Here is a 20,325-nt window from a genome sequence, read left to right as displayed (position 1 = left end):
CGCTGTCCGAACCGTGGGCCCGTGCCACCTTCCCCTGGAGCCATCTCCATGACCCGCTACACATTATCCCATCTCGAAACCGCTGCTTGTCTTTGGGAAGCCGTCCTTGAATTGCGCGATCGGCCAGAGACCACTCCCGATGCAAGCAGTCTGGCGCTCGCCTTACGCAAATGCGTCGATACGCTCGGCACGGCGGCGCTGCGTCTGATCGTGGTAGGCTGGGTCGATGCGGTCGAGGCTGCATGGCGCACCGTCGAAGGCGAATATCCGTTGTCGTTCGATTGGGATTTCGTGCCCCGTTGGATTGACGACACGATCGACTGGTCAGATCCGCGCCGTCCGGTCATTCGCGCAACTGCGCCCGTTCGGTACGTCAGATCGACGTCGTTTCCACCTATAGGATATGACGCACCCCCCCAAACCGCGATCGGGACCAGCCATGAGGACCATCTGGCGATAGAGGTCCACACTGCCGTGATTGAACATCGGCATGGAATGAATATCCACGTCGCAATCGATGCGATGGCTCTCGACGTGGAAATCGCTGCTTATTGCCGTGAGTATTGGAGCGAGATCGACGACGCGCGCGACCCGGATAACCTGTCCGACACAGAAGCGATATCAAGCTATTTCGAATGTCATCCGTCGGAAAGCTGCACGAAGGATCGCATACGTATTGCGCCCGTCGCAAACCCGTCTCCCCTTGCTGCCGGATCGATCGAGCAAGGCCGCTATTGTGTACTATCGACCGCCCATCTGACGGTTCATACCGCCTCATGCCTCGATAAATGGGCGTCCTGGCCGCCCAGTGATCGACCGATCGACATCGCGGCTTCGGTCTATGGCTGGTTCGTACCGACGCGCGCCATTGATGATGACCGCCGTGCGCAATTGCCGCAGGATCTGCTGCGGCTCATCGCCTTCGGCCGCGCGCACGGCTTCCAGTTCCTGCTCTTCGACTGTGACGGCAGTGACGTCGACGGACTGCCGCTGCACCATTGGTAGGGAGGTTTCCAATCTGGCCGCCCCGGCTTCTCCGCGATTATCCGAATTTCCCCGCGACCTGATTCCAGAAGCCGATCTTGCGTCCATGCACCTTGCGAAGATCGGCCAGCCAGTCATCATGCGGTACGACATCGACATCGCCTGCGATACGGTCAGCCAAATCCGTCGCGGCTGCAAAGTCCCGCGCAGCATAGGGGTAGTATTTCGAACTCGCCCGGTCGAGCACGCCAGTCACCAGTCGGCGATAGAGCAAGGTGGCCCCGCCCGGGTCGGCTTGCGCCAATGCCTCAGCGACAGGACGCAGAGTGTCATAGCTCCGGGCTTCCAAATCTTCGAGCCTTTCCCTGGTCAGCCTGCCCGCGCGCTTGAGATCGGGCCAGGCAACCAGGAACGCCAACGCCGATGTCGCCCGATCATATGCCATGGCCTGATCGAGGGCTTGCCTCTCCGCAGCGACATCCTCGAAATCGGGCAAAGCCCTGAGCCAGTTGCGCAGTACCTGCCCGTCGAGCCAGCGGTCGAAGATCGCCTTGCGCTGCGCCTGTACATCGTCCCTGCGGCCGAGCGCCTCAAAGGCCCGTAATTTGAGATCGGCAAGCTCGCGCTCGTTATGGCTGCGCTCAACCGGTGCGTCGATCCAGTCAAGGGCTTCTGCCGCACGACCATGTGCGATCAATCGGGCGGCCACCTGCGCATTGAGTACGGGGTTGCGACGATCGGGATCGACAGTTGCAATATAGGCGTCCACATCGCCGTCGAGATCGGCGAGTTTGGGTAGCAGCCAGCCGACCTTATAGTCGAACTGTCGCCGGTCATTCCCTGTCTTGGCCGCCTGCCGCTCAAGCAGAATCCCGCGCAAGGCTGCGCGGCCCTTCTGCCCCAAGGCTGGAGAAGCCGCTTCCGGCAGATCGTCGAAGACGCCATAACCGTCGCCCTCGACAAGCATCAGAATGTCACCTGCCAGCAGCTCGACATCGGACATGTCCGCCTGGCACCATAGTCGGCCAAGATCCTCACCGCCCTGCCGGAATATCTCTCCAAGCGACCCGCTGCTGTCGTCCGACCTTTCGAACACCGGCTCGGCAAGGCTCAGGAACAGCCGCATGCTATCGATCGCCTGGCTCAGAGAGTGTTCGGCCAGCGGCCCCATGATCGCTTCGCGTAACTGATCGAGTTCGCGCGCGAGTGCAGGGGCCTTGTCCCATTCGACGAACCCGCGCGAACGCCGGATGGTCTTCAGTCGCTTGTCGATCTCGTGGGCCAGCGCGCCGCCATCGTGCTTGGCCGCCAGTTCCATGCGGACGGCGCGGGCGAAGACGGCGTCACGCTCGGCCTGGGCGAGAACAAGCCGGGCAAGGCGACCGGCTCCCAGCGCCGCGATCGCTTCGGACGTCATCTTGCCCGAACCGCGACTGCCCTTCCTGGAGGCCCCCATCAGCCGTCCTGCCCTGATACCGACCCTGCTGTTCCCTGGATCAGGGCAAGCAGCATGGCGTGCAGTGCCTCCTCGGCGCGTTCGCGCCGTGCTGGATCGGTGGCGGCGATGTCCCGGCGCATCCAGTCCGGCAGGCGCCGGAGCAAGGCGGTCAGTTGCGAATCCATATCCTGAGGCATTCCTCGTTCTTCGCAGCCGGGGACCGCTGCCGCAACAGCAGCTTGCACATGGGCCTCAACGGGCACCATGCCCTTTGACGACAAATGGGGGGGAGGAAGAGGGGAAGGGATGATGGGTTCCAGTCCGGAACCAGGGAGACCGCCATGCCCCTTCCCCCAACGATCCATAGTGCCGTCAGCCCGGACGCGATCCGCCGCGCTTCACGCCTTTTTTCAGGCGACAGCCGGGACTACCTTCATGAGATGTTCCAGAATGCCAGGCGCGCCGGTGCCACCTGCATCGCGGTCGATCTGACCGAACAGGATGGCCGATACCTTCTGCACATCCGCGATGATGGCTGCGGCATCGATGATCCCGCCGCCCTGCTAATGCTGGGCCATTCGGGCTGGGGCGATGACATTGCCCGCAGCGAAGACCCGGCCGGCATGGGCATGTTCAGCCTTGCCGGCCGCGCGGTCGAAATCCAGTCCTTCTCCCCCTCTGCCGCCGCAGCCTGGAAAGTCCAGATCCCCGCGCACGCATGGGAAAGCGGCGCGCCGCTTGCCATCGCTCCGGCCGTGATCGGTTGGGGCACGCTGATCTCGATCGAACTGCCGCTCGACTGGAACCAAGGCTTGTCCGCGGCCGTCGCCGATGCAGCCCGTCACTATCCCTTACCGGTCACCTTGAACGATGCGCTGCTGCCCCGCGAAGACTTCCTCAAGGACGCCATGTTTGTCGAAAACGCCTGCGGCTGCCGTATCGGTGTCTATGATCGGGATCCTGATTGGCCAGGCGACCAACGCATCAATTTTCACGGGCACCGCGTCAAATGCGCCTTGCCGACGGTTCGGGAAGAAAAAGACAATGGCAGTCTCTGGACGGTCCGGATCGATATTATGGATGCGCCGGAAATTCATATGGTTCTGCCGGCGCGCAAGGAGGTTATCGACAACGCGGCATTGAAGGCCCTTCGCGACGCTGCCGAGCAGATCCTGTACAAGGCCATCGCGACCCGACCGGACCATCGGCTGCCCTTTACCGCCTGGCAGCGGGCGTGCGAGCTAGGCGTCACGCTGCCGCAGGCGCGCTCAGGGCTGGCGATCTGGCGGCCGCAGACCGCCGACGACTGTCATGGGCGAAGCAGCCGCATGATCGCTCCTGAAGGCGCAATGCTGATCGTGCCGGCGCTGGAGCCGGATATCGCGCAGTCGCTTGCGCTGGCTCGGGGCAAACCGCCCATTGAGGATGTGCAACTCGTCGAGGCGGAAGACGCGCTGCAAGGCTACGCCTGGTATGACACGCTCCCGGTGATCAGGGATATTTCCCTGCGCATCGACCGGGAAGGCTCCGTCCATCGCTATGACGACGACATGTGTCTCCCCGCCGATTTCGCTTGTGGCCTGGTCGACCGGATCGTCATCGAGCTGACGGTTTGTGAAACCGGTCGCACGGACGCGCCACGCAGCGTCCATTCCATCGAAATCCCGGCGCTCGTCTGCCGCAATGGCGGTTGGGATACTGAGGAGGCCATCATCCTGGCCACGCGCGATGGTGGAATCACCCCGGACAGACTGAGCCGCATGATCTATGCGACGATCTTCTGTGGGGCTGATGATGGCGACTGCGACAGCTGGGACACCCAGTCGCGATCCTTCGAACGCGAGGCGCGGCAGCACGCTACGCATATCCTCCTTGGGGAGGACGCTGCCACCCTCGAAGCCATCAACATGAGCGCATGGGATAATCTGAGCTGGCTGATCCCGCTCGATCGCAAGATCGTCATTCACGCCGAGCGCGGTGCCATCACGGTCGATTTCCTGCCGAATTGAAAGGGTGCCCGAGTTGGCTCGCCGCGCCTGTCACCCCTGTCCCAACCCAATCAAGGAGACCGGCCATGCGCCGCTTCCCCGTCTGCGCCTGTTCGACAGCGCATCTTCCCCGCGCCGAGAATGACGCCATCGACCGGCTGATCCAGCACGCGCCGCGAAGGAGCGGCCGGATCATCGTCGATCATCCGATCTTGTCGATCGAGGCCCACCAATATGGCTTCTGGGTCCATCTTGGCTTCATCGATGACTGGCCCGATCGCCCCGATGGGCTTTCGCCTGAATTCTGGGCTTTGCTGTCGGACGCCCGCAAGGCTGGAGCGAACTGGCTGAGCTTCGACCGTGATGAACCGCCTTGCGATCGGTTCCCGGTCTTCGCGGCCGGGCAGGGGGAGGCAACGGGCGACGCGGGGAAATCGGTCAATGCCGCAAACCCCGCTGCCAGGATCACGATCCGCTGTTCTGCATGTGGCAGCGCCGAGGTAATGCGCGATGCCTGGGCGCGCTGGGACGATGATGCCCAGGACTGGGCGCTCGGCGCTGTGTTCGACGCAGCTTTTTGCGAGGCCTGTGAAAAGGACGCCACGCTTTCCGAACAGTCGATCGACGGATCGCAGCACAAGCATCCCTGATCGCCAGGCCCGCTGGCCATTTATCACCTCAAGCCCTTTCCCTCGACCAGCATCTCCGGCCGCTCTCAGCGCCGCCGGGCAAAGGAGCATATCCCATGACGATCTCCAATCCTGATTTCACCCGCGACACGAAAGTCCCGCTCGGCCGCTCATCGACCAGTCCGCTCGAACTGGATCTGGGTAAACTGATGGCGGGGCGCTGTCTGATCCAGGGATCTTCAGGCGCGGGCAAAAGCCAGACGCTGCGCCGGATCATCGAAGAAGCGTTCGATTATCTCACCACCATCATTGTCGATCCGGAAGGCGAGTTCGCCAACCTTGCTACGCATATCGGCGCAACGACGGTCATCGCACGCGAATATGCCAATGATGGTCTCACAGCGCTCGCGCTGCGAACGCGGCAGCATCGTATCGCCCTCCATCTCGACCTTACCGATCTGGAGCCCGATCATCGCATCGAGAAAGCTGCGGCCTTCTTTGCGGGCCTGCTCTCGACACCGCGCGAACATTGGGCCCACACGGTGCTGGTGTGTATCGACGAGGCGCATCTGCTCGCGCCGCATATTGCAGCCTCGGCCCGCGACGCGGAGACCCGCCGTCTGGGGGTCGCCACCTTGACGGATATGTGCGCGCGGGGTCGCAAGCGCGGCATTGGCACGATAATCGCGACCCAGCGCCTCGCCAAGCTCGCCAGTTCGGTGGTCTCTGAACTGCACAATCATCTGATCGGCCTCAATGTCTTTGATCGCGACGTGGCACGTGCTGCCGACCTTCTGGGGTTCGGCAGTGAACAGGCCGCGTTGCTGCGCCAGCTTCCGCCCGGCGAATTCTTCGCCTTTGGCCCCGCGCTCGCGGCGATCCCGGTGCTGGCGAAGATCGATCCCACGATCACCCCCCATATCGGGCGCACGCCCGATCTAGTCGCTGCCGCCGATCTTGATGCCGATGAAAGCCGGACCCTGCTCGATCTTGACACCCTGCGCGAGGTCGCGCCGACCAGAGGGAACCAGGTGACCATGCGAGGCCAACGCGCGCTCGACGCCTTCCTCCTCGATCCCGCCGCCCCCGCCGCTGCACGGATTGTCGGCGCGCTGGGCAGCATAGCGCCCAACGCCACCACGGCGGACGATCTGGTGCGGCACCTTGCCCTGCCTGCGAACGATATCGATGCCGGGCTCGACCTGCTCGCCGCGATCGGTGCGTCCGACACCATGCCGCGCGGCGATACGCGGATCGCGCGGCTGTCTGCCCGGTTGCGCCTGCGTGTCGTCGATACGCCCGTTATCGGCCTGGTCTGAACGGAGAGTGCCATGAAAGAGACAAGCTTCGATCTCGACGCTGAAATCGTCGAACTCACCCCGTTCGTCCCTGACCAGCAAACGGGTACAACCGCGCCACTTGCCGAACTGGCTTTCCGTGCCGACGCATGGCTCCCCGATGAAACGCTGCGTTTGCGCGCCGCCTTCGCCGATGACTGCACGCTAGAGGAGATTGCCACAGTGCTGGGCCGATCGCGTGCCAGCATCGCCACGCGTATCTATGATCTTGGCCTCCGCCGAAACTCGCGGCGATCCTGGATCGCGTGGGAGGATGAGGAACTGGCGCGCTGCTATATGCACGAACCAACCGCGACACTGGCTGCCCGCCTCGGCCGCGCTGTGAGCGCCCTCTATGCCCGTGCGCAACTGCTCGGACTCTCCGAGCCCGGATCGCCGCCCTATAGCGGTTGGGAAGATGCACAGCTTCGCGCCGGGTACGCCAAGGGTGTTCCCGTCGCCCAGATTGCCAGCCTCATCGGCCGTCCCTTCGGTGGCGTCATCTCCCGCGCTTCGGCGCTGGGTCTGCGCCATGCCTGCCAGCCGGACGACTGGAGCGACGCGGAAATGGCTCGCGCACTCACACTCGCGGCCACAGGCGTGCCCTATGTCGTCATTGCCAGGGCGCTCGCTTCTGAGGGATTTCCGGCCCGGAACAGTCGCAGCCTTGGCCAACGCCTTCGCAAACTGGGTTACGGCAGAGGGTGGGGCAGGCCGTGGATCATTGAGGAAGACGAGCTGCTGCGCCACGCTTATGCGACTGGTACGAGCCTGACGCCCCTGCGGGAGCGGCTTGGCCGCAGCCCGCATTCCATCCGCTGGCGTGCAGAGGCGCTTGGCTTGCGCGGCACGCATGTCCGCCGCGACGGGTTTCGGCAGGGACCTGTCTGGACGGCCGGGGAAGAAGCTCGGTTGCGAGCGGATTATGGCAAGGTACCGACACGGGACATTGCCAAAGACCTTGGTCGCGGCGTGCGCGCTGTCCTTTATCATGCCAACCGCCTGGGGCTGGTGCATGGCTTCATGCGCGCATTCAGCGCGCATGAGGACCGGGCGATCCGTAACGCCTGGACCCATGGCGTTTCGATGGTCGATGTCGCCCAGGCGCTTGGCCGCGATCCCGCCGTCATCGGTAAGCGCGCCGCACGTATCGGCTGTCGGTTCAACGATCCGGCCAGACCGTCCCGAGGCCCCAGGACCCGGCGGGCAAATCGCACACCCGTCACGCTCCAAAGCCTGCTTGCACTTAACGCCGCTGCGGCGGTCGATGCAAACCGGTCAATCGCTGCCTGAACCTATTCCAGCATGGAGGCCATGATGCCCTCGTCCGATCTGCCCGCCCGGTTGTCACCTTGCCGGCGCCGCTTATGCTCATTCGATCACGCCTATAAAATCGCCCTCAATCTTCGGCGGGACACCGGCATCCCGCATTATGTCATCCGCGGGATCCTACCCTTGCAGGCCTATCGGGTGACGACAAGGCCGCCGGCCTGGCCGGATCGCTGGCTGGCGATGGCGGCATGATCTCACCATGCGCACCGCTACCGCTATTCGCCCGACCGTAGCCCCACCGCGCCTTCAGCCTCGCGCGCCATCCACCTGCGCTGCCCCCGGCAGGGCTGTATTGGCGACCCGTCCTGCCGGGGTTTTGCGCTGAATTGTGGGCCGGTCGCAGGGCTGCGGGTGGCGGAGGGGCGAGCGTCGCGGGAAGGATGGGGAGCGCTGTTCCTTCGACGGGCGGCGCGCGGGGCAAGGGCGGGACAGAGAGGAGAGAAGGGACGGGGAGGGTGTCGCCGGAAAATGGATTTCGAGCGACATTCGAAAGGTCAAGACGATGAACATCGGTGAAATCTTCAATCAGAACGGCCGCCTGACGGGCTCGATCGCCACCCGCACGATCGATCTCCCGCGCATCGGGCTGCGCAAGGTCATGAGCGAGAATGAGAAGGCTCCGGTATACGAAATCCTGGCGCTCAACGTCGCGCGTCGCTGGGTTCAGGTCGGCGCATTGTGGGAGGCTGCGTCCAAGCGCACCGGCGAGGTCTTCCTTGCCGGCAATATCGACGACCCCAGCCTGCCTGAACCGCTGCCGATCGCGCTCTTCCCGGCCGATCATGGCGGCTACATGGTCGCATGGCGGCGCGACACCATGCGCTCCGACTTCGGGGGCAGCATGGGGACCAGCCGCACCAATTATGACGATCGCGGTTCGCGCGACGAAGGCGGCTTCGGTGACAGCACCGCAGGGGCTGACGGCGAGCTGGCCGGTGCGGGCGCGCCGTTTGGCGAGGAGGACCCGTTCTGATCTCCCGTTGATCGGAACCCGTTCCGGGCCGGGGAGGCGTCAGGCTTCCCCGGCCCTTTTCTTTTCTTCGCATGAGGAGACAGTCCATGCCGCTTCCTTCTTTTCATGACATCGCGCCGCTGTCCGATCTCTCGGCGCTCTGCGTCGCGATCATGGCCAGTCCCGCTATCCGGGATCTGCTGACATCCCAAAACACGCTTGCGGTCCGCTCGCCGGAAATACCTGGCGGCGTTACATGCGGCGAGATCATCGCTGCTATCTATGACATGCTCGAAGGCACGCCCTTTGCGCCCCATGCGGCGCAAATCGTCGATGCCGTCCTGACGCGCTCAACCGCTTTGCCCAGCGTACGGGCGAACATGCACTGATCGACATAATGGGGCGGGACGCCTTTGCGCGTTCGCGCCCCTTTTTCCTTTTCCATGATGAGGAGAAGTACCATGACCCATGACCATTCGCGGCGTATCAGCCACTTCGCAGACCTGCCGACGCTGTTTGCACAGATGACGGCGACACCGGAATTCAAACGCGCTTTTGGCGATCCCATCCCGCTTTCGATCATCACGCCGGGCGACGAGCCGGGCGAGCATGATATGCCCGAACCGCTCCACGCGCAGGCCGATTGCGCGGGTGTGATCGCCACCATCTTCGATCTCTTGACCGATACCCGCCTCGACGCGCTCGCGCCCGAGATCGCCTGGGGCATGGTCAACAGCTTCCACTTCGTAGCTGGCAAGCTTGAACGACAGGAAGACATGCTGGCCAATGAGCTGCGCGATTTGATCCGGCGGATCGAGCCTTCGGAGGTTTTCAACAGCGAACTGGAGGAGAAACAGCTCCTGTGCCAGTCGCTGACCGAACAACGCGAGGCGATCGAGTGCATGCGCGATTATGCCGCCGAAACTTTCCGCGTGCTATCGGGTCGCCCCTGGTCGCCGGCGCGCGGATCGCGTGTCTCGAAGGCGGCTACCGCCACGCAAGTATCGATACAGGATTTCCTGCGTGCCCGGGAACTGGCCGAACGGGAGCGGTACCGTCCCCGTGGACCGATCGTTATCGCCTCAGGCCATGCGGAATGGCATGACTGGCAATTGCTCTGGGATCGGCTCGACACCATCCTCGAACGCATCCCGCATATGACGCTGGTGACGACCGCGCAGCGCAAGGGATTCGACGCGATCGTGGCCTCTTGGGCTGGCAATCGGGAGGTGCAACTTGTGACATATTCGCTGACGGGGTCGGGGCGCGGTGCGCCCTTCGCCCGCAATCGCAAGCTTGTGGACCTGAAACCCGTCGAAGCCTTGCTGGGTGAGGGATCGGGTATTCAGGCCAATCTTTATCAGGCTCTGCGGAAGGCCAGCGTTCCGATCCATGCCTTCCGCAAGGCCGATCAGGTTCCGGTCGAAAATGTCACTCCGCCCCGGCGCAGCCAACTTCGCCGTGCCGCCTGACATTACATCGCTCGCATTTCGTTCGGGGATAGCGCTACGCGCGCTGTCCCCTTTTTCATGGAACAGATGCTACCTCGGCGATCAGGGCAAGCGTTGCCGGCACTTCCCTGCGAGGCCATCGCCAGGAGGCACCCATTTGCGAATCAGGGGCATCGAGCCCCAGATTCGCAACGCCTCTTCTCTCTCTCAAGAATTCCAAGGGTGGCACGGGACCGCGTCGGCCTCAAGGACGACGGGGCCCCACCATTTTTTGGGGCGGGTCAGGCGCCGCGCTTCTCACTCGACCATGGTGACCGCCCCAAAAAATCGTGACCCCCATCGCCGGCTGCGCCGGTCGCGTTCCGCGATCCTTGACCCCGACGCTCGGAGCCCGTGCCCAGGGGGGAACCTCTTTCGCTTCAAAAGGAGGTTCTCATGACGAAGATCAACCACGCCGACCGCATGCCTTCCGACATTGCTACATTCATCACGCAGGAGACAGTGGCTACCACCGACGACTTCCACGCGGCCTTCGCCTCCGATCTCGATGGTGTCCGCATCGGGCGTGGTGGAGAAGAGATGGCGACCGACATGCCCGATCCGAGGGAAGCCCAGTTCGCCGTCGAACTGATCGTCACGACACTTTTCGACGCATTACGGGACACGCGCTTGGAGCCGGCCGCGCAGCGCCTGGCGTGGGGTATCGTCAACAGCTTCCATCACGTCGCCGACCAGTGGGAGGGCCAGGCCGACAAGGCGACACGGCAGATTCAGGACCTGCTGCGTCGCGCCGATGGCAGCGAAATCCACAGCGTCGAACTCGAGCAGGCACGCGACGAACTTGAATATCTCGACGAAGCTACCGAGGCGCTGCGGTGCATGCGCGACCATGCGGCTGACGTCTTCCACACCGAAACCGGACGGCCATGGTCCGCGCCGAAGGGATCGCTGGTATCGAGCAAGCGCACTGCGTCGGTTATTGCCGCCACCGATTTCCTCGCCGCCCGTCGTCAACGCCGGACCGACGCGCACAACCCGCAAGGACCGATTGTGATCTTCTCAGGAGGAGCGGAATGCTGGTTTGACGACCGTCTCATCTGGGGCAAGCTCGATGAAGCCAAATCCCGAAATCCGATGATGGTGCTGGCGACGACCGCGCAAGACAAGGGGTGCGACGCCATGGCCGCAGCGTGGGCAGCGTCGCGCAAAGTCACGCTCATAACATTCCGGCTCAGCGCAAAGCTTGGCAAACGGGCGGGGTTCGTACGCAACGAGCAGATGGTCGGATTACGTCCCGTCGAAGCGCTGGTGTGCGAAGGATCAGGATTGCAATCGCACCTTGCGCGACTGGTCAGGGAGAAGCGTATCCCGGCGCGGTTTCTGAGGCTCAGCGATCAGGAATGGGAGGCGCAATGACGCCCCGAGAGGATCGGTCCGGTTTACCGGGCCGATCCTCATTTCTTTTTTCAAGCGCAGCACTCGCCCCCGCTCAGGGACCCGCAAGCGGGCCCGTCGCGGAGGCGATACGGAACCGCCAGCGCGGTCCCGGCCTCCTGCGCGCGGCTTCGCCGTGCTCGTCGCAGGGACACCCTTCGGGTGCGGTTTGGGAAGGCTGGTAGTCGCGAAAACGTTCAGCGTAACGATCAAATGAGGTGAGGGCCAAAGCGGGGAATGCGTCCTCTGCCTTCAAGATCCAGTAAGGTCAGAGCAGGGGAAATCTCGCCGATATCCGATGTCGTCCTTCGCTCTGATACCGACAGGAATGGGTTCCTTATGCTCCACCCATGCCGATTATCATCAGATTGCCGCTTCGCGGCGGGTCAGCTCACTGGCGGCAACTTTTTCAGGGCCGTCAGCGCTGCGCTGCCGCCAACCCGGATAGCCTGGGTCAGAAGTTCGCGGAACTCACGCTCCGTCAGCTTCTCTATCGGCACGTCGTTTACCATGGCCGCATATTTGCCGCGCAGAGCGCGGCGGGCGGTTTCCAGATCTTCCGTCAGCTTGCGCTGACGTGTTTCGAGATCGGCAAGCCGATCCCTTTCGGTCATCTTTGGCATTTCCATCGTCCTTCCCCGATGGGCTGCCCGTCACACGCAACTGTGCCATATCGACGGGCCAAAGCAAGAGCGGCTTGCCGCTTCCTGGGGAACTGGCGGGGTGTACGGCGCGCCGGCGAGGCAGCGATGCTGGCATGCGAAGCCCGGCGTTAAATCTCCTGATGACGGTAATCACGCTCTCGGGACCGGGCCTTATATCCGGCCTCCTTTTTTAAATTCTGGGAGAAAAAGCTCATGAGCTCTACCCTCAAACCACCCCGATATCGGCCCCCGAAAATCAGCAGAAAGGTTGCCCCGCGCCTACCGGCACGAGGCAGCGCAGCGCGAGCGCGCTGCGTAAGGCGGGACGCACGGCGCAAGGCCGTTTTGTAATGGACCCTACGCACGGGTGCTGCGGGAACATTATGCCCTAAAAACATTAGGATAAGTCTGTATTACGTGTCTCACACTGAACCGGCGCGCTGTCGTACGCAAAACACCGGGTTTACTTGGGCAAGCCTATCATACTGAAACGCCTTCAGGAATTTCGTGATACGCGTCGTATGTCATTCCTGGTCGCGGCATGCGATGGCGGTGGAGCCTGCAGGTCACCACCCGTTGAATCCTGGCCAAATTCATGGTCTTTTTGTCGCGGCAAGAAAGGATCGCGCCATGACGGAATTGAATGAGGAGTATATCAGCGATCTCCGCCAAGCGGTGGTCAAGGCCATCTGCGAAGTGTCGGCGCAAAGGCAACACGCCCCGGAAGCGGGCAAGGGGGGCACTCTCTATATCGGGACAGCAGAAGTCGGTCAGATGCTCACCATTTTGCTGACCGAGTTTCTGGAAGGCGTCCCTGGTCTCGATACGCCCAGTGAGGTGCGGCGCATGTCGGACGTTGTAGCCAGGAAGATCAGACTGGGGATCGGCGAAATCCGTCGACACCGCGAGGAGACGGGCGGAACGCCGCCGCCGTCCATCATTATCAGAAGCAACTGATCGAGTCCGCTCAGCCTCTTTTTCTGTCGGTACCTACTCCCAGCGCTAAATCTCTGGATCAATCTGGTCATAGGGCGGCTTGCGCCAATATTGCCATTCCGGTAATATGCGATCGCTTCATGATATTTTCGAAGGTCTCCGGATAAGGAGACTGTTCGCTTGCCCAAGCTTAATTTCCGCCTCGATGAATCGCTGCATGCCGCCTTGATGCGCCGTGCGCTCGGTGCGAACCTGTCGTTATCGGCGTTCATTCGTCAGCTGCTTGAGCAGGCGGTCGACGAGCGCAAACGCTACGTTTTCTCTTCCCAGGATGAGATTCTCGCCACCTCGATCCAAATCCTGTCGATCGTTGCGACGTCCGTCGGCGAGCAATCTCCCAGTGCGCTCGAGCAGGGCATGGTGCAGGCCCGAATGATCCTTGCCGAACGCGGCCTGCTTGGGGGGGAGGATATCCCATGAGCATCTTTCGCAACGACACGTTGGGCTCATGGACGCGCGGCGGACAGGCGATCGTCCACAATGTCCGCATGACGACCCAGGTCTTCTACCAGACCATATTGGCGGGTTTCATTATCTGGATCATCGGCACGCTCTGGTATGCGTTCGAGAAGTCGACCGAATATGAGCGGTTCATTCTGGTTAAGTTGGCTGAGGCCACGATCAAGGTGCATGCGGCCGCCGGGACCAATGATCCGGTGCAGTTTCGCACCCCTGACGGCCAGGCCTACTGGACCTCGGCGGACTGGCTGGTTGCCTCGACCCTCGCGAAAAAGACCTTGCATGTATTTGAAGGCTATCTGCTGCATGGCGCACTGCTCTCTGGCCTGTTCACCCTTGTCATGCTCGCCTGGGCCTGGTTCTACTTCACCCGGACGGGTAGGGGCCTTGGCTCCAATGAATATCTGCGAGGGGCGAGGTTCGGCACGATCCGCCAGGTAAAACGCGCGCTATGGCGACAGACCAAGGGACCTCTGGTGATCGGCAATGTGCCGGTGCCTGAGGCCTATGAGCCTGAGCATATCCTGCTGTGCGGTGCGCCTGGCACGGGAAAGACAAACCTCATCGTCGGCATGCTCGACGGCATCCGCAAATCGGGTCGGCGCGCCATTGTCTATGATACCGCCGGTACCTTCGTCGAGAAATTCTATCGGCAGGGCACTGACATGTTGCTCAACCCGCTCGACCAGCGCGCGGCGCGCTGGTCGCCCTGGGTCGATGTGCCACGCGATTATCATTATGATCAGATCGCGGAATCGACCATTCCCGACAAGCATGGCGATCCCTTCTGGGCGAAGGCGGCGCGGGGGACGCTGGTTGCGGTCATGCGCAAGCTGGCGCGCCAGAAACATACCTATGTCTCGGTCCTCCTCGACCGTCTGCTGCGTTCTAAACTGAAAGACCTTGCCGCCTTCGTGACTGGCACTGATGCCGCCGCCTTCATCAGCACCGAAGGCGAAAGGACATCCGCCGGCATCCAGGCCGAACTTGCATCGGTCATGCGCAGTTTTGGTTATCTCGATGATACCGAGGACGGCTTCTCGATCCGCGACTGGGTTGAGAAAGGCGCAGACGGGAGCTGGCTCTTCATCACCGTGAAGGCCGACCAGCTTCCCTCGCTACGCCCGCTCATCACCGTCTGGCTCGACATCGCAATTAGCGCCATCATGAGCCTGACGCCCGATCGCGACCGACGGCTTTATTGCGTGATCGACGAACTGCCGACGCTGCATAAGCTGCCGTCGCTCTCGGATTTCCTTGCCCGTGCCCGCAAATATGGCGGGTGCGGCATATTGGGGTTCCAGTCCTATCCCCAGCTCAAGGCCACTTACGGCAAGGACGATGCGGCTGCGATCACTGGCTATTGCTCAACCTGGGTGGCGCTACGCGCGAACGACACGGATACGGCCGAGCATGTCTCGATCAACCTCGGTCAGGTCGAACAGGTCGAGGCCAATGAGGGCATGTCCTATGGGGTCAACGACATGCGCGATGGGGTCAATCTGTCGCGGATGCAGGTGACGCGGCCACTGGTCATGTCGACCGAAGTCACCAACCTGCCCAACCTGATGGGCTTCCTGCGCTTCGGCCGCAATTTGCCTGTGGTGCGGTTCGATAGCCGCTTCAACGACGTACCCTCCTTGGGACCAGCTTTCCTCGAACGCACGACGCCCCCCATTCAGATCGACAAGGCCGGGATGCTCGTTCGCATTGCCCATGCCGAAGCGCGTGTTCGCGAAGCGATGGAGCGGGAAGCCACGCAGTCATCTCCGCCAGCGACACATGGCGAGATCAAGCCAGCGAAGCCTTCGGTATCTTCAGGATCCGCCCCGACGCCGCCACCGCAGTCGGATCTGTTTACGCCTCCAGCAACAAACCTCGATCCGCAGCGTGTGGAAGATATATTGCTCATTGACGAGAATGCCGAGCTTCCCGCGCCCGCCCGCACCCTTTGGACCATCCTTGCCGGCAAGCAGGGAGAAATCCGGTCTGATCTTGTCCAGCATGGCCGCGACGACGGGCCGCGTGAGCGCGCGAGGCCAGCATGATCCAGCCACAACGCCTCCATGGCAAACCAGCCAATATTGCCCGCTACTATACGGTCGGGGATTATTACACCAAGGGCGGTAATGAACCGTCTGAATGGGGTGGGAAGCTTGCAGCCGATCTCGGCCTCTTCGGGGCTGTTGATCCGAAGCTGTTGCGCGACCTTCTTGCTGGAAAAGTCGGGGATCAACAACTCGGGCGGCATCGTGCGGATGGCGAAATTCAGCATCACCCAGGCTGGGATTTTGCGGTCAACGCGCCCAAGCCCGTGTCGGTCATGGGGCTGGTTGCCGGTGACGAACGCGTGCTTGCCGCCCATGAGGGCGCGGTGACCGCAGCCATTTCCTATCTGGAGGAGCAGGCGCAGTTGCGCCGCCGTGATAAAGGGAAGATCGTTCATGAAACAACGGGTCGGATCCTGGTTGCTCGCTTTACCGAGCATGGCAGCCGGGAACTTGATCCGCATCTGCATACGCATCTCGTCGTGCTCAACATGACGAACCGCGAGAATGGCGATCCCATGGCAAGCCTCGAAAGCCGGGTCATGTATGGCGAACAGCGTGTGGCCGGTCAGATATATCGCAATGCGCTGGCTTTCGGCTTGCGCGAAGCGGGCTATGAAATCGATGCTGATCCGCGTTCCGGATTGTTCGAGATACGAGGCGTGCCGAAGGACCTGATCGACCAATTTTCGCAGCGCGCCGAGGCGATCGAGGATCATGCGCGCGAGCATGGTCTGGTGGGACAGAAAGCCCAGCGTGCTTCCTTCTATGCTACGCGCAAGCGAAGGTGAAGATCGGCCAGGAAGAACTCAGCGCGCAATGGCATCAGCGGACAGGCAAGCGTCTCGAAATGCTGCAGGAGATTGCTGCGCTGGCGCGGGGTCGAGAAGGGGAGCATCCGGCGCCCACGGAACGCGATGCGTCGCGTGCGGCTCTTTTCGGCTTGCGGCAACTGGAGACATCCGAGGCGGTCAACAATTTAGGCGACATATTGCGCAGGGGTCTTGCTGCCCATGTCGGTGAAGTCCGGCTTGATGATATTCGTCCCCGGATCGCAGCACATGAGGTCCTGCGCAAATTGCTGCCGACCCATGCGCAGACCGGTGACAAGATGTTGACCCGTGGCCGCACCAGCCGGAAGTCCTGGCGTCTGGAGCTGGCATTGACCCAGCATATTGCGCTCGGCCTTGATGACGCGCGTCCCATCGCCTCGAGCGATCGCTTGCTGGCCGTGCTCGACGGGACGTCGCTCAACACGCAGCAGCAGCGCGCACTTGTCGAGACGGCGCTGACGCGGGATCGGGTCACGGCGATTCACGGTGTCGCCGGTTCTGGAAAATCGACGCTGGTGAGAGTTCTGGCCGAGGCAGCCGAACCGGGAACGGCATTGATTGCATTGGCACCCACATCATCGGCCGCAGCGGAACTGGGAAGCAAGGCGAACATCACGTCCCATACTGTCGCCAGCTTCATCGCGCGCGGCGGGCAGGGGATCACGGACCGCCATGTGCTGGTTCTCGATGAAGCAGGGCAGCTCGGCAACCGCCAGGCCCAGCGGATGCTGGAGATCAGCAGGACGACCGGGGCACGGCTGCTTTTTCTCGGAGACGAGAAACAGACCGGGGCGATCGAGCAGGGCAAACCCTTCTGGTTGATGCGAAGACTGGGCTTGCCAACGGTCGAGTTGACGCACGCCGTGCGGCAGGAAACGAAATCAATCAAGGCTGCCGTCACAGCCGCGCGGACGGGGAACTTTGCCGAGGCATTGGCAAAGCTCGATAGCGTCAGCACCGTCGACGACAATGAAAAGATGGCGGAACAGGTCGTCAACGCCTGGATACGGCTTAAACCGGCATCGCGGGCCGGAACCAACATCCTGGTCCTCGACAATGCGACCCGGCTGATCGTTAACAGCAAGATTCGCGAAGCGCTGAAAAACGAGAATGGGCTGGCCGCCGAGGGCAGCCGGTTTTCCATCCTGGCCCCGGCGGGCTCAACCGATATCCAGAAGCATATGGCCCGCTTCTACGGTGCAGGACAGGTGGTGCGTTTCGAGCGGGACATTGCAGACCTCGGTATCGCACGGCACGCCGACTATCGGGTCGCTGGACTAGGCCGGGAGGCCAATGGGCGCCAGGTTGTGCGTCTCGTCGACGATCAGGGGCGCGTCATACGCTGGGATCCGCAGACGACGAAGGCCCGCCACATCAATGTGTTCAATCCTGAAGAGCGGGATATTGCGGAGGGTGACCGTATCCAGTGGCGGCTCGTCAGTCGCGAACTCGGGCTACGCAATGCGGAGCGCGGCACCGCAGAAAAACTTGATGGCGCGCTAGCGACGATCCGCTGGGATCGAGATGGGCGCGTGCAGCAGGTTAATCTGTCGGAACACCGGACCTGGGATCATGGTTACGCAGAGACGGTCTATTCCGCACAGTCCAAAACCTATCCGCGCGTTTTCGTGCTGGCGCCCGCAGAATCGCCGTTGGTCAACGCCCAGAACTTCTACACCGCCATTACCCGCGCGGCATTCGGTGCCAGGCTCTGGACCAACAACGTCAAGGAACTGATTGCCAAACTCGATCGCCAGTCAGGAGAAAAGACGTCTTCTTCGGAAGGGTTGGGCCGGTTGAAGACTGATCGCGTAGATGCCTTTTCGAAACGCCGGGAAGGCCATGTGGCAAGTCTGAGGGCCGAGCAAGAGCGAGACCGAACGGAGCGGCGCGATCGGGCGATCGAGCGACAACTCCACTATCGGGACCGCTCACCCCGTGGCGCGGCTGAGCATCTTGCGGACGGTGCCCGGAGCATCGCGCAGGTGCTCGATAAGTTTCTCGCAGGCATTCTCGACCATGCGCACGCCGAAGGGAGTGCGCCGAAAACCGGCATCGACCGGGAAAACCAATCTCCTGCGCCTCGACCCGAACCATCCCATGGCCCCGAACGATAAGGTCACTGCCCATGCTTCGCTGCAAGTTTACCGTTCAACTGATCCAGGGAAAGCGCTTCGCAGGTGCCGTCCAGCCTGAGTATCAATTTGAATTCAGTACGTCGCGCCAAGCCAGAGGGTGTAGGGTCTTCCTGAGCCGCATTGGATGGACCAAGCCGCACAGTCGGACTTCTGTCAGTCGTAATGCCGCCGCCGAGATCAATTCGGAGAGAGCGCTCTCTGCATTTCAGAAAGATGGCCCAGTTCCGGTGTTTGGGCTTTACAGTGATCCGACCAATCCGATCACTACGCCTGGAACCGCTATCCGGAGGGTCGGATGAAGTCACACGGCATCCCCAGGCTGTTATACACTGCTGTCATCAGTATGGCATTGTACACCACCCCCGCATTTTCGAAGTCCTCAGATGAGGAGGAATTGCGGATCGCCGCCTGCATTCTTCAAGCCTCGCTTGGTCAGCCCTAGCTGGAAAAAACGCTTTGGGGACTGCGCGATCAGGAAGCGGGCTGGGTCGGCGCTGAGGTTCGTAACAGCAACGGCTCTCACGATCTCGGTCCCCTGCAGATCAACAGTTGGTGGACACCTCGCATCGCTGCGCTTGTTGGGCGCTCACCTGTTCAGGTTCGACATTGGCTGCGTTTTGATCCCTGCTTCAATGCGGAGGCTGCAAGGTGGATATTCCTGTCTGCCCTGCGCTCGACCGGTAATTACTGGAAGGCGATTGGCGCCTATCACAGCCCGACGGCGTCGCGGCAGTATCGCTATTTGAATTCGGTAGCTCGCCATATGAGGACGAGATACGGAGATGCTGTCTTTCGCCCGTGATAGACAGGACATGACCTTGATTTACCAGACCGAGCGTACAGTGTTTTCGTCAGTGCAATATGCTTTTGCCTGCAGATGGCGCAGCAAACTCGATCCCCAGGTGCTGTGTGGATGAACGATGGTAATTGCTCACGGGGTCGGCAATTGGTGGGCTGATCAGGCGACCACGAATCTGCCGTCGACGAGTTCGCGGATGGCTACGAGTGCCGATTTTCCGCTGAGACGAGCGGTTCCGGTGACGGATCGATATCCAGCGTGGATCTGGGCGCCCCAGTCGGAGCGGAAGCCGTTGGTGACCTTGCGGAACACGACCGAGGGGCGGATCTCGCGCTCTGATATGTTGTTGGTCGCAGGGACGTTGCGGTTGGTGAGAAAGATGAAGAACTTGCTTCGCCAAGCCTTGATTTGTTTGAGCAGAACACGTCCCGCAGGGTGCGCGACAGGCATCTGTACCAGGCGGGTCAGCAGATTGTCGGCCTTCGCAGCGTAGGTGGCCAGCGTTGTGTCCTTCAGGCTGCTTCGTCGCTTGCCGATGCGGATCGCCCAGCGCAGGTGGTCGCGGACTTTGGGGGCGAAGGCGGTATCCCCGCAGTCGATGGCATACTGAACATCGCGCAGGACATGCGCGAGGCAGACCTGATGCTCCTTGCCCAGTTCCTGCTGTCCAGCGTAGCGATCGGAGACCCACACATCAGGTTGGTGGCCGCCCAACACCTCCTCAGCAACACTGCGCGCTGAAGCGCCCCGGGTTTCCAGGAGGCTCCAACTTGTGAGAAGGAGCATCCGTTATGAGCAAGACAACCAACAAATTTTCACCTGAAGTCCGCGAGCGGGCGGTTCGTATGGTGGTGGAGCAGCGG

At 61.9% G+C, this 20,325-nt stretch carries 16 protein-coding genes and 2 pseudogenes; 14 read left to right on the top strand and 4 right to left on the bottom strand.

All coding sequences use genetic code 11. The features are described 5' to 3' along the window. The first annotated feature begins 48 nt into the window (after window positions 1-48). Window positions 49-1,005, top strand: a complete 957-nt coding sequence (locus tag F4U94_RS19740; protein WP_120252739.1) for a DUF5983 family protein — start codon at window positions 49-51, stop codon at window positions 1,003-1,005. 37 nt (window positions 1,006-1,042) lie between these two features. Here F4U94_RS19740 and F4U94_RS19735 read toward each other — a convergent pair whose 3' ends face one another. Both F4U94_RS19735 and F4U94_RS19730 read right to left on the bottom strand, forming a co-directional pair. Then, window positions 1,043-2,440: a DUF6880 family protein gene (locus F4U94_RS19735; RefSeq protein WP_150412163.1), complete on the bottom strand. Its 1,398-nt coding sequence runs from the start codon at window positions 2,438-2,440 to the stop codon at window positions 1,043-1,045. Then, window positions 2,440-2,607: a hypothetical protein gene (locus F4U94_RS19730; protein ID WP_232016558.1), complete on the bottom strand. Its 168-nt coding sequence runs from the start codon at window positions 2,605-2,607 to the stop codon at window positions 2,440-2,442. The genes F4U94_RS19735 and F4U94_RS19730 overlap by 1 nt, the downstream gene beginning before the upstream one ends. 381 nt (window positions 2,608-2,988) lie before the next feature. On the opposite strand from F4U94_RS19730, the gene F4U94_RS19725 reads away from it, so the two are divergent. From F4U94_RS19725 to F4U94_RS19685, 9 genes are all read left to right on the top strand, one after another. After that, window positions 2,989-4,431 (top strand): ATP-binding protein, encoded by a 1,443-nt coding sequence (locus F4U94_RS19725; RefSeq protein ID WP_249042091.1) that lies wholly within the window; start codon window positions 2,989-2,991, stop codon window positions 4,429-4,431. 65 nt (window positions 4,432-4,496) lie between these two features. After that, window positions 4,497-5,060, top strand: a complete 564-nt coding sequence (locus F4U94_RS19720; protein ID WP_120252743.1) for a DUF5983 family protein — start codon at window positions 4,497-4,499, stop codon at window positions 5,058-5,060. A gap of 95 nt (window positions 5,061-5,155) precedes the next feature. Next, the gene (locus F4U94_RS19715; protein WP_150412160.1) at window positions 5,156-6,358 is read left to right on the top strand and encodes an ATP-binding protein; all 1,203 of its coding nucleotides are present in this window, start codon (window positions 5,156-5,158) and stop codon (window positions 6,356-6,358) included. A gap of 12 nt (window positions 6,359-6,370) precedes the next feature. Then, window positions 6,371-7,669 (top strand): hypothetical protein, encoded by a 1,299-nt coding sequence (locus tag F4U94_RS19710; RefSeq protein WP_120252744.1) that lies wholly within the window; start codon window positions 6,371-6,373, stop codon window positions 7,667-7,669. 21 nt (window positions 7,670-7,690) lie between these two features. Continuing rightward, window positions 7,691-7,900, top strand: a complete 210-nt coding sequence (locus F4U94_RS19705; RefSeq protein ID WP_232016562.1) for a hypothetical protein — start codon at window positions 7,691-7,693, stop codon at window positions 7,898-7,900. A gap of 310 nt (window positions 7,901-8,210) precedes the next feature. Continuing rightward, the gene (locus tag F4U94_RS19700) at window positions 8,211-8,681 is read left to right on the top strand and encodes a DUF736 domain-containing protein (RefSeq protein WP_088189812.1); all 471 of its coding nucleotides are present in this window, start codon (window positions 8,211-8,213) and stop codon (window positions 8,679-8,681) included. Between the two features lie 86 nt (window positions 8,682-8,767). Next, window positions 8,768-9,049 (top strand): hypothetical protein, encoded by a 282-nt coding sequence (locus F4U94_RS19695; protein ID WP_120252746.1) that lies wholly within the window; start codon window positions 8,768-8,770, stop codon window positions 9,047-9,049. 72 nt (window positions 9,050-9,121) lie between these two features. After that, the gene (locus tag F4U94_RS19690; RefSeq protein ID WP_120252747.1) at window positions 9,122-10,132 is read left to right on the top strand and encodes a DUF2493 domain-containing protein; all 1,011 of its coding nucleotides are present in this window, start codon (window positions 9,122-9,124) and stop codon (window positions 10,130-10,132) included. A gap of 414 nt (window positions 10,133-10,546) precedes the next feature. Further along, window positions 10,547-11,527, top strand: coding sequence for an SLOG family protein (locus tag F4U94_RS19685; RefSeq protein ID WP_120252748.1), 981 nt, complete (start codon window positions 10,547-10,549; stop codon window positions 11,525-11,527). A gap of 404 nt (window positions 11,528-11,931) precedes the next feature. Here F4U94_RS19685 and F4U94_RS19680 read toward each other — a convergent pair whose 3' ends face one another. Beyond that, window positions 11,932-12,168: a hypothetical protein gene (locus F4U94_RS19680; protein WP_246171661.1), complete on the bottom strand. Its 237-nt coding sequence runs from the start codon at window positions 12,166-12,168 to the stop codon at window positions 11,932-11,934. A gap of 651 nt (window positions 12,169-12,819) precedes the next feature. Here F4U94_RS19680 and F4U94_RS19675 point away from each other — a divergent pair. The 4 genes and pseudogenes from F4U94_RS19675 (at window position 12,820) to mobF (ending at window position 18,642) form a co-directional block, all read left to right on the top strand. Then, on the top strand, window positions 12,820-13,146 hold the full coding sequence (locus F4U94_RS19675; RefSeq protein ID WP_145986284.1) for a hypothetical protein: 327 nt from the start codon (window positions 12,820-12,822) through the stop codon (window positions 13,144-13,146). A 159-nt stretch (window positions 13,147-13,305) separates the two neighbouring features. Next, window positions 13,306-13,605, top strand: a complete 300-nt coding sequence (locus F4U94_RS19670; protein ID WP_120252751.1) for a toxin-antitoxin system HicB family antitoxin — start codon at window positions 13,306-13,308, stop codon at window positions 13,603-13,605. Beyond that, entirely contained in the window at window positions 13,602-15,692 is a 2,091-nt protein-coding gene (locus tag F4U94_RS19665; RefSeq protein WP_120252752.1) for a type IV secretion system DNA-binding domain-containing protein, read from the top strand. The genes F4U94_RS19670 and F4U94_RS19665 overlap by 4 nt, the downstream gene beginning before the upstream one ends. Continuing rightward, window positions 15,689-18,642: pseudogene (gene mobF, locus F4U94_RS19660) on the top strand (MobF family relaxase). Before F4U94_RS19665 ends, mobF begins: the two are co-directional and overlap by 4 nt. A 979-nt stretch (window positions 18,643-19,621) precedes the next feature. Here mobF and F4U94_RS19650 read toward each other — a convergent pair. Beyond that, window positions 19,622-20,200: pseudogene (locus F4U94_RS19650) on the bottom strand (IS66 family transposase); the annotation flags it as partial. Window positions 20,201-20,325 lie beyond the last annotated feature (125 nt).

The organism is Sphingobium limneticum, assembly GCF_008710155.1.
GTDB lineage: Bacteria > Pseudomonadota > Alphaproteobacteria > Sphingomonadales > Sphingomonadaceae > Sphingobium > Sphingobium limneticum.
This window is presented reverse-complemented; position numbering and strand designations above follow the sequence as displayed.